General features: G+C 73.0%; 8 protein-coding genes. 3 read left to right on the top strand and 5 right to left on the bottom strand.

The window, feature by feature from the left end; all coding sequences use genetic code 11:
• Positions 1-38: 38 nt before the first annotated feature.
• Positions 39-977: a PAC2 family protein gene (locus tag AB0927_RS05680; RefSeq protein WP_366666255.1), complete on the bottom strand. Its 939-nt coding sequence runs from the start codon at positions 975-977 to the stop codon at positions 39-41.
• Positions 978-1174: 197 nt separating this feature from the next.
• Here AB0927_RS05680 and AB0927_RS05675 point away from each other — a divergent pair, with 197 nt between their 5' ends.
• Complete coding sequence (locus AB0927_RS05675) at positions 1175-2137, top strand: right-handed parallel beta-helix repeat-containing protein (RefSeq protein ID WP_366666254.1); 963 nt, start codon at positions 1175-1177, stop codon at positions 2135-2137.
• A 122-nt stretch (positions 2138-2259) separates the two neighbouring features.
• Here the strand turns inward: AB0927_RS05675 and rpsA are convergent, their stop codons facing one another.
• The gene (gene rpsA, locus AB0927_RS05670) at positions 2260-3750 is read right to left on the bottom strand and encodes a 30S ribosomal protein S1 (protein WP_366666253.1); all 1491 of its coding nucleotides are present in this window, start codon (positions 3748-3750) and stop codon (positions 2260-2262) included.
• A 238-nt stretch (positions 3751-3988) separates the two neighbouring features.
• Here rpsA and AB0927_RS05665 point away from each other — a divergent pair, with 238 nt between their 5' ends.
• Positions 3989-4960, top strand: a complete 972-nt coding sequence (locus tag AB0927_RS05665; RefSeq protein ID WP_366666252.1) for a class I SAM-dependent methyltransferase — start codon at positions 3989-3991, stop codon at positions 4958-4960.
• Between the two features lie 61 nt (positions 4961-5021).
• On the top strand, positions 5022-7529 hold the full coding sequence (gene hrpB / locus AB0927_RS05660) for an ATP-dependent helicase HrpB (protein WP_366666251.1): 2508 nt from the start codon (positions 5022-5024) through the stop codon (positions 7527-7529).
• 94 nt (positions 7530-7623) lie between these two features.
• Here hrpB and AB0927_RS05655 read toward each other — a convergent pair whose 3' ends face one another.
• From AB0927_RS05655 to polA, 3 genes are all read right to left on the bottom strand, one after another.
• Positions 7624-9387: a lytic transglycosylase domain-containing protein gene (locus AB0927_RS05655; protein ID WP_366666250.1), complete on the bottom strand. Its 1764-nt coding sequence runs from the start codon at positions 9385-9387 to the stop codon at positions 7624-7626.
• Between the two features lie 312 nt (positions 9388-9699).
• On the bottom strand, positions 9700-10104 hold the full coding sequence (locus AB0927_RS05650; RefSeq protein ID WP_366666249.1) for a hypothetical protein: 405 nt from the start codon (positions 10102-10104) through the stop codon (positions 9700-9702).
• A gap of 188 nt (positions 10105-10292) precedes the next feature.
• A complete protein-coding gene (gene polA / locus AB0927_RS05645) occupies positions 10293-13019 on the bottom strand; it encodes a DNA polymerase I (RefSeq protein ID WP_366666248.1) in 2727 nt (908 codons plus the stop codon).
• Between the last annotated feature and the right edge of the window lie 281 nt (positions 13020-13300).

Genomic DNA, 13300 nt, shown 5'->3' with positions numbered 1-13300 from the left:
CGGGCCCTGGCTCTGGCTCTGGCTCTGGCTCTGGCCGGTCAGGCCTCTCCCTCGCGTTCCGCCAGGAACCGCTCGAACTCGCGCCCGATCTCGTCGGCGGACGGGATCTCGACCGGCTCGGCGAGCATGTTGCCCCGGGTCTCGGCGCCGGCCGCCGCGTCGTACTGGTGCTCAAGGCCCTGGACCAGGGAGGTCAGCTCCTCGTCGCCCTCCTGGACCTGCCGGTCGATCTCGGTCTGGGTGCGCCGCGCGTCCGTGCGCAGGGAGTGCGCGATGCCGGGCAGGACGAGGCCGGTGGCGGCGGTGATGGCCTCCAGGACGGTCAGGGCGGCGTCCGGGTAGGGGGAGCGGGCGATGTAGTGCGGGACGTGCGCGGCGACGCCCAGGACGTCGTGGCCCGCCTGCATGAGGCGGTACTCCACCAGTTGCTCCACGCTGCCGGGCACCTGGGCCTCCTCGAAGGGGCTGGTGCGGCCGGGGATCAGGTCGGTGCGGTTGCCGTGCGGGGTGAGGCCCACGGGGCGGGTGTGCGGGACGCCCATGGGCAGGCCGCTGAAGTTCACGGACAGGCGGACGCCGAGCCGGTCGGCGATCTGCCGTACGGCCGTCGAGAAGCGCTCCCACTCCACGTCCGGCTCGGGCCCCGACAGCAGCAGGAAGGGGGCGCCGGTGGTGTCCTGGACGAGGTGGACCTCGATGGCCGGGGTCTCGTAGTCGGTCCAGCGGTCGCGCTTGAAGGTGAGCAGAGGCCGGCGGGCCCGGTAGTCCACGAGCCGGTCGTGGTCGAACCGGGCGACGACCTGGTGGGGCAGTGAGTCGAGCAGCCGGTTGACGATGAGGTCACCGGTCTCGCCCGCGTCGATGTATCCGTCGAAGTGGTAGAGCATGACAAGGCCGGCCGATTCCTGGGCGAGTGCCATGTCGACCACGGCGAGGCCCTTCGGCTCCCATGCGTACAAACCCTGCGGATCAAGCACTGTGACCGCTCCTCCTCCTGTTCATCTCCACAACGCGCCCCGGAGCGGGGGAATTCCCGCGACACGCCGCTGATCAGCGATCTCGCGCAGGCCGTCTTGACGCTCCGTCACCTGGTTCATACCTTCACGGTGCGCTGTTCACCATGCCGGCCCCGATTCGTGTACCGGTTCGTCCCTGGGACAGGAAGGCATCCCCCGTGCGCATACCCATGCCGCTCACCTCCCTGCTCGTCGCGGCCGCCGCCACCGGTGGTCCGCTGCTCGCCGCCCCGGGCCCGGCCGTGGCCGCCTCGACCGTCGAGGTGACGACCGCGGCCCAGCTGAAGACCGCGCTGGCGAACGCGCAGCCCGGCGCCACCATCCATCTCGCGGACGGCACCTACCAGGGGAACTTCAACGCGACCACGCCGGCCACGGCGTCCGCCCGCATCACCCTCACCGGCTCCGCCCAGGCCGTCCTCAGCGCGAGCGGCGGCTACGGGCTCCATCTGAACGGCGCCTCCTACTGGACGGTCAGCGGGCTGACCGTGACCGGTGGCCAGAAGGGCATCATGATCGACGCGGCGCAGGGCGTGCTCGTGGACGGCGTCACGGTGCACGGTCTGGCCATGGAGGGCGTGCACTTCCGGAACTCCAGCGCGGACGGCGTGATCAGGAACTCGAGGATCTACGACACCGGGAGGGACGGCGACGGCATGGGCGAGGGCGTGTACGTCGGCACCGCGAACACCCTGTCCGACAACAGCGACCGCGTCCAGATCCTCGGCAACACCATCGGCCCGGCCGTGGGCGGCGAGAACGTCGACGTCAAGGAGGGCACGACCGGTACCCGGATCGTCGGCAACACCTTCGACGGCAGCGGGCTGACCGGCGCCAACTACGACGACTCCTGGGTCGACGTGAAGGGCAACGACGTCCTGGTCCAGGACAACACCGGCATCCACACCAGCAACGACGGCTACCAGACGCACACCCAGCAGCCCGGCTGGGGCTGCGGCACCGTCTTCAGGAACAACAGTTCGACGCTGACCGGTGCGACGGGCCCGACCCAGCTTGCCGTCGACGTCACCAACTACGGCACCGGCTGCGCGACGACGGTCTACGGCGACAACACGGTGACGGGTGGCAAGGGCCTGACCAACATCCAGGTGACCGACTAGGGACGACCCGGGACAGGCGCCGCGGGGCGGCACTCGCGCCACCCGGAGAAAACCCTGAGGGGCCGCACCTCGAAAGGTGCGGCCCCTCAGCAGCTAACTGCTAAGCCTCAGCAGCCTGCGGTTCAGCTCTGACCACCGGCGAGCTTCTCGCGCAGCGCGGCCAGCGCCTCGTCCGACGCCAGGGCGCCGGAGTTGTCCGCGCCCTCGGAGGAGTACGAACCGCCGGTCGCGACCGGAGCCGCGGCCTCGCCGCCCTCGGCCTCGGCAGCGGCGTCCGCCTCGCGGGACTTGATGACCTGCTGCTGGTGCTGCTCGAAGCGGGACTGCGCCTCGGCGTACTGGCGCTCCCACTCCTCGCGCTGCTTCTCGTAGCCCTCGAGCCAGTCGTTGGTCTCGGGGTCGAAGCCCTCGGGGTAGATGTAGTTGCCCTGGTCGTCGTAGGACGCGGCCATGCCGTACAGGGTCGGGTCGAACTCGACGGCCGACGGGTCGGCGCCGAAGGACTCGTTGGCCTGCTTCAGCGAGAGGCTGATGCGACGACGCTCCAGGTCGATGTCGATGACCTTGACGAAGATCTCGTCGTTGACCTGGACGACCTGCTCCGGGATCTCCACGTGGCGCTCGGCCAGCTCGGAGATGTGGACCAGACCCTCGATGCCCTCGTCCACGCGGACGAACGCACCGAACGGAACCAGCTTCGTGACCTTGCCGGGCACGACCTGGCCGATCTGGTGGGTGCGGGCGAACTGCTGCCACGGGTCTTCCTGGGTCGCCTTCAGCGACAGGGAGACGCGCTCGCGGTCCATGTCGACGTCGAGGACCTCGACGGTGACTTCCTGGCCGACCTCGACAACCTCGGACGGGTGGTCGATGTGCTTCCAGGACAGCTCGGAGACGTGGACCAGACCGTCGACGCCACCCAGGTCCACGAAGGCACCGAAGTTGACGATCGAGGAGACCACACCGGAGCGGACCTGACCCTTCTGGAGGGTCGTGAGGAACGTCTGGCGGACCTCGGACTGGGTCTGCTCCAGCCAGGCACGGCGGGACAGGACCACGTTGTTGCGGTTCTTGTCCAGCTCGATGATCTTGGCCTCGAGCTCCTTGCCGACGTACGGCTGGAGGTCGCGGACGCGGCGCATCTCGACCAGGGAGGCCGGCAGGAAGCCACGGAGGCCGATGTCGAGGATGAGACCACCCTTGACGACCTCGATGACGGTACCGGTGACGATGCCGTCCTCTTCCTTGATCTTCTCGATGGTGCCCCAGGCACGCTCGTACTGGGCGCGCTTCTTCGAGAGGATCAGGCGGCCTTCCTTGTCCTCCTTCTGGAGGACCAGGGCCTCGATCTCGTCGCCGACGGCCACGACCTCGTTCGGGTCGACGTCGTGCTTGATCGAGAGCTCGCGGCTCGGGATGACACCTTCGGTCTTGTAACCGATGTCGAGCAGGACCTCGTCCCGGTCGACCTTCACGATGACGCCGTCGACGATGTCGCCGTCGTTGAAGTACTTGATCGTCTCGTCGATCGCGGCGAGGAAGGCTTCCTCGTTACCGATGTCGTTGACCGCTACCTGCGGGGTGGTGGCGGTGGTCTCGGTGCTGCTCGTCATGTGGGAAAGGGCTCCGGTACGGACATTGAAGTCGTAGGCACTGCTTACGCCGGGAGCCCGTTTCGCTCTGCAGAAGCCGGACAGCCAAGGAAGCGCCACCTTTTCAGGACACCGGGTGCCCGGTGACGCCTCGACAACCGAGGGGACATACATACAGATGCGAGCGCAGCCTGCTACGTCTGAGGAGCGCAGGCCCGCAGCGCAACTTGTAGCATACGGGGGCAGCCGGAAAGGGTCAATGCGCGAAGGCGGACACCCGGGACGGAACGCCGCATACCCGGCAGAAAATGTCCCACAGGGCCGCACGGCAGGGCCGTGTGACCCCTTTGTCCGGCATACCGCCGTCCGGTGGGTCGGACGGCACATTACGACGAGGGAGCCGATCATCCAAGAGTCCGAACGGCCCGAGCCCGAGGGGTTCGAGCCCGAAGCCACCCGCCGTGACGCGGACGTCACGGAGAGCCGCCGGGCCAGCCGGGGCTGGTGGGACCGCAACGCGGACGAGTACCAGGTCGAGCACGGGACCTTCCTCGGCGACGACCGCTTCGTGTGGGGCCCGGAGGGGCTGGACGAGGTGGAGGCCGAGCTGCTCGGCCCGCCGGAGGAACTGAAGGGCAAGGAGGTCCTGGAGATCGGCGCGGGCGCCGCGCAGTGCGCGCGCTGGCTGGCCGCCCAGGGCGCCCACCCGGTGGCGCTGGACCTCTCGCACCGCCAGCTCCAGCACGCGCTGCGCATCGGAGGATCGTTTCCGCTGGTGTGCGCGGACGCGGGCGCGCTGCCGTTCGCGGACGGCTCCTTCGACCTGGCGTGCTCGGCGTACGGCGCGCTGCCGTTCGTCGCGGATCCGCGTCTGGTGCTGCGCGAGGTGCGGCGGGTGCTGCGTCCGGGCGGCCGGTTCGTCTTCTCGGTGACCCATCCGATCCGCTGGGCGTTCCCGGACGAGCCGGGTCCCGAGGGGTTGTCGGTGTCCTCCTCCTACTTCGACCGCACGCCCTACGTGGAGCAGGACGAGCGGGGCCGGGCCGTCTACGTGGAGCACCACAGGACGCTCGGCGACCGGGTCCGCGACATCGTGGCCGCCGGTTTCCGCCTGGTGGACCTGGTGGAGCCGGAGTGGCCGGCCTGGAACACCTCCGAGTGGGGCGGCTGGTCCCCGCTGCGGGGCGGCCTGATCCCGGGGACGGCCGTCTTCGTGTGCGAGCGGGACTGAAACCTCCCGGTCCAGGCCGGGGGCGCGGGGCCGGTGCGGCCGTCGTACGACACTTGAGGGCGTGATCCGTTACGACGCCCTGGACGCGCTGCCCGTACGCTCCGCCCTGTCCGCCCTGACCGACGCCCTCGCGGCCGACGGCACCGCCGTCCTGGTGGCCCCGCCGGGCACCGGCAAGACGACGCTGGTGCCGCTGGTGCTGGCGGGGCTGGTCGGGGACGGGACCGCCCGGCGGGTCGTGGTGGCCGAGCCGCGGCGGATCGCGGCACGCGCGGCGGCGCGGCGGATGGCGTGGCTGCTGGGTGAGCGGCCCGGCGAGAGCGTGGGCTTCACGGTGCGCGGCGAGCGGGCCGTGGGGCCGCGCACGCGGGTGGAGGTCGTGACCACGGGGGTGCTGCTGCAGCGGCTCCAGCGTGATCAGGAGCTGGCGGGGGTCGACGTCGTCGTGCTCGACGAGTGCCATGAGCGGCACCTGGACGCCGACACGGCGGCGGCCTTCCTGTGGGACGTGCGGCAGACGCTGCGCCCGGAGCTGCGGCTGGTGGCCGCGTCGGCGACCACGGACGCCGAGGGGTGGGCGCGGCTGCTGGGCGGGGCGCCGGTGGTCGAGGCGGCGGGGACCGCGCACCCCGTGGACGTGGTGTGGGCGCCGCCCGTGCGCCCGGTGCGGCTGCCGCACGGGATGCGGGTGGATCCCGCGCTGCTGGCGCATGTGGCGTCGGTGGTGCGGCGGGCGCTGGCCGAGCGGGACGGTGACGTGCTGTGTTTCCTGCCCGGGGTCGGCGAGATCGCGCGGGTGGCCGGGCTGCTGGGGGAGCTGGGCGGGGTCGATGTGCTCCAGGTGCACGGGCGGGCGCCGGCGGCCGTCCAGGACGCGGTGCTGGCGCCCGGGGAGCGGCGCCGGGTGGTGCTGGCGACGGCGGTCGCGGAATCCTCGCTGACGGTGCCCGGGGTGCGGGTGGTGGTGGACTCGGGGCTCGCCCGGGAGCCCCGGGTGGACCATGCGCGCGGGCTCAGCGGGCTGACGACGGTGCGGGCGTCGCGGGCGGCGGGGCGGCAGCGGGCGGGGCGGGCCGGGCGGGAGGCGCCGGGCGTGGTGTACCGGTGCTGGGCCGAGGCCGAGGACGGCCGGCTGCCGGCGTTTCCGGCGCCGGAGATCAAGGTGGCCGACCTGACGTCGTTCGCCCTCCAGGCCGCCTGCTGGGGCGATCCCGACGCCTCGGGTCTGGCGCTGCTGGATCCGCCGCCGGGCGGGGCGATGGCGGCGGCGCGCTCGGCGCTGGTGGCGGTGGGGGCGGTGGACGCCTCGGGGCAGGCGACGCGGCGCGGGGTCCGGCTCTCCCGTCTCGGGCTGCACCCGCGGCTGGGACGGGCGCTGCTCGACACGTCCGGGGCGGGGGCCGAGGTGGTCGCGCTGCTCTCGGAGGAGGTGCCGCGGGAGTACGGCGATGATCTCGCCGGCGCGTTGCGGCGGGCCCGGCGCGGGGGTGACGGGTACGCGGGGCGGTGGGCCAGGGAGGTGCGGCGGCTGCGAGGCCTCTCGGCGGAGTTCTCCCGCCCGTCCGCCGGGGGCGTCGCGGCGGAGGCGGAGGCCGGGGAGGAGTCGATCGCCGGGCTCGTCGCCGCGCTCGCGTTCCCGGAGCGGGTGGCCCGATGGGACGGGGGGTCGTATCTCATGGTGTCCGGGAGCCGGGTCGAGCTGGGCGAGGGGTCGGGGCTGCGGGGAGTGCCGTGGGTGGTGGTGGCGGTCGGTGGGGTGGCCGGCGCGGAGGGGCGGGGCCGGGTGCGGCTCGGGGCCGCCGTGCGGGAGGAGGTGGCCCGGGAGGCCGCCGGGGCGATGCTCGTCGAGGGGGACGAGGTGGGCTGGGCCGGCGGGGAGGTCGTGGCGCGGCGGGTCGAGCGGCTCGGGGCCGTCGAGCTGGCCGTGCGGCCGTTGCGGGACGCCGCGCCGGAGCTGGTGCGGGCGGCGCTGCTCGAAGGGCTGCGGCGGGAGGGGCCCGCGCTGCTCCGGTGGACGCCGGACGCGCAGGTGCTGCGGCAGCGGCTGGCGTTTCTGCGTGCCCGGCTCGGGGAGCCGTGGCCGGACGTGTCGGACGAGGCGCTGCACGCCCGCGCGGAGCGGTGGCTGGAGCCGGAGCTGAGCCGGGCCCGGCGGCGGGCCGACCTCGCGCGGATCGACGCGGGGCAGGCGCTGACGCGGCTGCTGCCGTGGGCGGGCGGGGAGGCCGTACGGCTGGACGAGCTGGCGCCCGAGCGGATCGCCGTGCCGAGCGGGTCCAGGATCCGGGTGGATTACCGGGATCCCGAGCGGCCGGTGCTCGCGGTCAAGCTCCAGGAGATGTTCGGGCTGCGGGAGACGCCGTCCGTGGCGGGCGTGCCCCTGCTCGTGCACCTGCTCTCCCCCGCCGGGCGGCCCGCCGCCGTCACGGCCGACCTGGCGTCGTTCTGGCGGGACGGCTACAAGGCCGTGCGGGCCGAGCTGCGTGGCCGTTATCCGAAGCACCCCTGGCCGGAGGATCCGGCGGCCGCCGAGCCGACCCGGCACACCAAGGCGCGGCTCGGGCGCTGACCGGCCGCGGTGCCGGCGGGGACGGGGGTGCGCCCACGAGCGACGGCGCCCTCCCCGCCGGAAGCGGGAAGGGCGCCGTGAAGGTTCCGTCGGGTCAGGAAGAGGCCGACGCGCTCGGGGACGGGGCGGGGCTCGCCGTGGCGGTGCCGTCGGCGGCCACGGTCAGCTGGACGGTGAGGGTGCCGCCGCCGGGGGTGGTGACACGCAGCAGGAACGTGCCGGTGGTGTCGTCGGCGTACAGCTTCGGCAGCGTCAACAGGCCCTTGCTGTCGGTCTTCAGACCGGTGAGGGTGCGTACGGGCTTGCCGTCCGCGTCCTCGAAGTAGGGGCCCTTGTCGTTCTCGGTGGCGTCGGTGGCGGATGTGACCAGGGTGGCGGTGGCCGCGACCTGGTCCGCGACGGCGCCCTTGTACGTCGCCTTGACCTGGACCTGGTCGGCGAACTCGCCGCCCGGGGCGCACGTCAGCGGGGTGTCGCCGTTGGTGGTGGCGGTCAGGGAGTCGGCGGTGCGCTCGGTGACGGTCGCCTGGTAGTCCACGCCCTTGACCGAGCGGCCCACGACGGTGGCCGTCACCGTGAAGTCGCCGGTCTTCTCGCCCGCCTGGAGCGCGGGGGCCTTCGCGACGCCCAGGGCGTCGGTGGTGACCGTGGCCACGTCCTCGCCGCCGGTGAAGGTGGCGTCGGTGTCGCCGGAGATGGTGAACCGGATCCTGACCTTGCCCACCGCCGCGCCCGCCTTGGTCTCGGCACGGGTGCCGACCGCCCCCGTGAAGGCGTGCCCGGCCATGGCGGTGAGCTTGGTCGTGCCCGCGGCCTCCAGGTGGTCCACCGTGTCGGTGGGGGTGGGCGGCGTGGTCGAAGGTCCGGGCGTGCCCGGCGGCTGCGAGGCGGGGCTGCCGCCGGCCTGGCTCCCGCCGGGGTTCGCGGGCGAGGTGCCCGCCTGGTCGCCCTGGTCCTTCGAACCCCCCGTGCCCTTGTGCGGGTTGGCGGGCGTGGTGGGGCTCGCGGGGGTCCCGCCGGGGGTGTCGTCGTCGCTGCGGTGGCCGGGGAGGCCGCCGCTGCCGTCGGGCACGGGGTAACTGCCCTTGCGGTAGTACTCCAGCCAGGACAGGACGGTGTTCAGGTAGTCCTGCGAATCGTTGTAGCCGAGGATCGCGGTGTGCAGGTCGGCCTCGCGCGACAGGTCCCGGTCGCCGCGGCACAGGTAGTGGCCGGCGGCGAGGGCGGCGTCGTAGATGTTGTTGGGGTCCTTGCGGCCGTCGCCGTTGCCGTCGCGGCCGGCCCACGCCCAGGTGGACGGGATGAACTGCATGGGCCCGACGGCCTGGTCGTAGCGGCTGTTGCCGTCGTACGCGCCGTGGTCGGTGTCCTGGATGAGCGCGAAGCCGTTGCCGTCGAGTTCGGGGCCGAGGATGCGGTGCAGTGTGGTGCCGTCGGCGCTGACCTGGCCGCCGCGGGCCTGGCCCGACTCCACCTTGCCGATGGCGGCGAGGAGTTGCCAGGGCAGGTTGCAGCCGGGCTTGGTGGCCCGCAGTTCCGCCTCGGCCTTCATGTACGCGTCGAGGACCGTGGCCGGTATGCCGGCCGCGGCGGCGCCCTGGGCGACGGGGGTGCCTGCGCCCGGCGAGGGGCTCGGGCTGGGGCTGTTGAGGGGCGGCAGGTCCGTGTAGTAGGGCGAGTTGCCCGTGGCGTCGCCGCCGTCCGGTACGGGGGCGGAGGCGCCGGCCGTCGTCTGTCTGCCGTGGTCCTCGCCGGTCGCTCCCGGTGCCTGGGACGCGGAGAGCGCCGCGACCGCTGCCGCGGCCACGGCGGTGGTCGCCGCCCCCTTGCGCAGCCGCCTGCCGAAATGCGCCGCCATAGAGTGAACCCCTCCCATGGACGTCGTGCGTCCGTTTCCGCCTGTGTGTGTCTCGCCCTGGTGTGACGAACGACCCGGTGTTCCGGTTGCCCTGTGCCGCCCTCTCACGTGTGCGCTGCGTTGTCCGGCCCGTGCGTCCGGCACGGCGCCGCAGGCGACCCTACGACAACTTGCTTTGAGGGGGCACCCGTTCGTGCCCGATTTTCACCGGTTGGCCACCAGTCGTTGGGGTGGCGCGCCCGACGATCCGCCAGGGCGGTGGCGGCGGCCCGCTCTTGAGTTGGGGAGGGGAGGCGGGCGGGCCCGCGGAAGTCAGCGGGCGGTGCTCGGTCCCGGGTCGCGGGGTCCGCGGCGGGCCGGGTGTTCGGTGGGGGAGGCGACGAAGACGGTGAGGGTGGGGCGGGGGCGGGATCTGGGGACCAGGGTGAGCGCGAGCGCGAGATAGCCGCGGGCCAGATCGGACCACTGGTGCCAGTCGGGGGCGCGGCCGGCCCGGACGGCGGTGCCGGTCAGGGCGGCGCGGTCGGTGAGCCGGCGGCGGAGGTTCCGGGCGGCCCTGCGGACTGTCGTGGCCGGATCGGCGGGGATGCGGGCGGTGCTTGCGTCGGCCGCGAGGGCCGGTACCGGCGAGGCGGGCAGTGCCTGCGCCGAGGCGGTGTCCGCCCAGACCCGGGTGACTGCCTCGGGCGTCCGGCGGTGAAGCATGCGTATACCCATGCCCGCAGTTTTGCGGCTGCGGGGGGCGGGGGGCGTTTTGGCGGGGGCCACGTGAGTGACGGTCCGGTGGGGGGTTGGGCCGTCTTTGTGGTGCGGGTGGGATTCGGGGGATTCCGGGTTGCGCCGGGCGGCAGGGGTGCCGTACTCCGTGGGGGCACGGCACCCCTGCCGCGCGGGCGCGTCGCGGGTCAGTGCGCCGCCGACTCCCAGTCGGGGCCCACGCCGACCGAGACGTCCAGGGGAGCCAGGAGGGTCACGGCGTGGGCCATCTCGTGGCGGACGAGTTCCTCGACGCGGGCGGCCTCCCCCGGAGCGATCTCCAGGACGATTTCGTCGTGGACCTGGAGCAGCATCCGCGACGAGAGGTCCGCCGCCCGCAGCGCGTCGTCCACCTTGAGCATGGCGATCTTGACGATGTCCGCGGCGGTGCCCTGGATGGGCGCGTTCAGGGCCATCCGCTCGGCGGCCTCGCGGCGCTGGCGGTTGTCGCTGTTGAGGTCGGGCAGATAGCGGCGGCGCCCGAAGAGGGTCGCCGTGTAGCCCGTGGCGCGGGCCTCGTCCACCGCGCGGCGCAGATAGTCGCGGACGCCGCCGAAGCGCTCGAAGTACGCGTCCATCAGGGCGCGGGCCTCCGCCGCCTCGATGTTCAGCTGCTGGGAGAGGCCGAAGGCGGACAGGCCGTAGGCCAGGCCGTACGACATCGCCTTGATCTTGCGGCGCATCTCCGCGTCGACCGCGGTGGGCGCGACGCCGAAGACCTGGGAGGCGGCCGTGGTGTGGAGGTCCTCGCCGGAGGTGAACGCCCTGATCAGGCCCTCGTCCTCGGAGAGGTGGGCCATCACGCGCAGCTCGATCTGGCTGTAGTCGGCGGTCATCAGGGACTCGAAGCCCTCGCCGACCACGAAGCCGCGGCGGATCGCCCGGCCCTCGTCGGTGCGGACCGGGATGTTCTGGAGGTTCGGGTCCGTGGAGGACAGCCGGCCGGTCGCGGCCACCGTCTGGTTGAAGGTGGTGTGGATACGGCCGTCTGCCGCGATGGTCTTGATCAGGCCCTCGACGGTGACGCGGAGCTTGGCCTGCTCGCGGTGGCGGAGCATGATCACCGGCAGCTCGTTGTCCGTCTGCGTGGCGAGCCAGGCCAGGGCGTCGGCGTCCGTGGTGTAGCCGGTCTTGGTCTTCTTGGTCCTGGGCAGGGCCAGCTCGCCGAAGAGGACCTCCTGGAGCTGCTTGGGCGAGCCCAGGTTGAACTCGTGGCCCGCGGCCGCGTGCGCCTCCTTCACGGCCTGCTGCACCGCCCCCGCGAACATCTGTTCCATCGCTTCGAGGTGTGCGCGGTCCGCCGCGATGCCGTGCCGCTCCATGCGGGCGAGCAGGGCGGAGGTGGGCAGCTCCATGTCGCGCAGCAGGTCGGCGGCGCCGACCTCCGCCAGGCGGCCTTCGAACGCCTCGCCGAGATCCAGGACGGCACGGGCCTGGATCATCAGGGCCTCGGCCTCGGCGGCCTCGTCGGTGCCGAAGGCGAGCTGGCCGTCGGCCGCGGCGGCGGGGGCCAGCTCGCGGTGCAGGTACTCCAGGGACAGCGCGTCCAGGTCGAAGGAGCGCCGGCCGGGCTTGACCAGGTAGGCGGCGAGCGCGGTGTCCATGCGCACGCCCTCGATGCGCCAGCCGTGCTCGGCGAAGACGCGCATGGCGCCCTTGGCGTTGTGGAACACCTTGGGGCGCCCGGCGTCCGCCAGCCAGGCCGCGAACGCGTTCTCGTCGGCTTCGTCCAGCTCGGCGGGGTCGAACCAGGCGGCCGCTCCCCCGGCCGCCGCCAGGGCGACCTCGGCGACCGAGCCGGTGCCCAGCGCCCAGGTGTCGACGGTGGCGACGCCCAGGGGCTGTGCGCCGTGGCCGGCGAGCCAGGGGGCCAGCTCGCCGGTGCGCAGGACGGTGCCGTCGATCTCGACGCCCTCGGCGGCGACCGGGGTGGTCTCGGCCTCCTCGGCGCCGGGGTCGACGGCGAAGAGGCGCTCGCGCAGGGAGGGGTTGCGGATCTCCAGGGTGTCCAGGATCACGGCGACGCCCTTGCGGTCGTACGGCGCGCGCTCCAGGTCGGTGACCGACTTCGGCAGCTCGACCTGGCGCTCCAGCTCGGTGAGGACGCGGTTGAGCTTGACCGACTCCAGGTGGTCGCGGAGGTTCTGGCCCGCCTTGCCCTTGACCTCCTCGACCCGCTCGACCAGCTCGGCGAAGGAGCCGAACTGGTTGATCCACTTCGCGGCGGTCTTCTCGCCGACGCCGGGGATGCCGGGGAGGTTGTCGGACGGGTCGCCGCGCAGGGCGGCGAAGTCGGGGTACTGGGCGGGCGTCAGGCCGTACTTCTCGAGAACCTTCTCCGGGGTGAACCGGGTCAGCTCCGAGACGCCCTTGGTCGGGTACAGCACGGTGGTGTGCTCGCTGACCAGCTGGAAGGAGTCGCGGTCGCCGGTGACGATCAGCACCTCGAAGCCCTCGGCCTCGGCCTGGGTGGCGAGGGTGGCGATGATGTCGTCGGCCTCGAAGCCCTCGACGGCGAAGCGCGGCGCGTGCATCGCGTCCAGGAGCTCGCCGATCAGCTCGACCTGGCCCTTGAACTCGTCGGGGCTCTTGGAGCGGTTCGCCTTGTACTCGGTGAACCGCTCGGAGCGCCAGGTCTTGCGGGAGACGTCGAAGGCCACGGCGAAGTGGGTGGGCGCCTCGTCACGCAGGGTGTTGGCCAGCATCGACGCGAAACCGTAGATCGCGTTCGTCGGCTGGCCCGTCGCGGTGGTGAAGTTCTCCGCGGGCAGCGCGAAGAACGCGCGGTAGGCCAGCGAGTGCCCGTCCATGAGCATCAGCCGGGGACGGGTACCGCCGGGTGTCTTGTCGGTCTTCTTCGATGCTGTCTCTGCCACGTCACCGATCCTGCCACGCCCCACCGACACTCCGGACCGCGCGCACCTGTGGCGGGCAGCCCGCGGAGCCGGCGGCGAAACCGGGAGACCGCCGACCGGGACGAGCGGGGCGAGCGGGGCGGGGCGGGCGGACCGGCGCGAACGGGGTGGGGCGAGCAGACCGGCACGAGCAGGGCGGCGCGAGCGGACCGGCGCGAACGGGGCGGGGTGGGCAGATCGGCGCGAGCGGACCGGCGCGAGCGGGGCGAGGCGAGCGGACCGGCACGAGCGGCACGAAGCGA

The organism is Streptomyces sp. NPDC048106 (genome assembly GCF_040706415.1).
Taxonomy (GTDB): Bacteria; Actinomycetota; Actinomycetes; order Streptomycetales; family Streptomycetaceae; genus Streptomyces.
The sequence above is the reverse complement of the archived record's forward strand: the minus strand, read 5'-3'. Positions and strand labels throughout refer to the sequence as shown.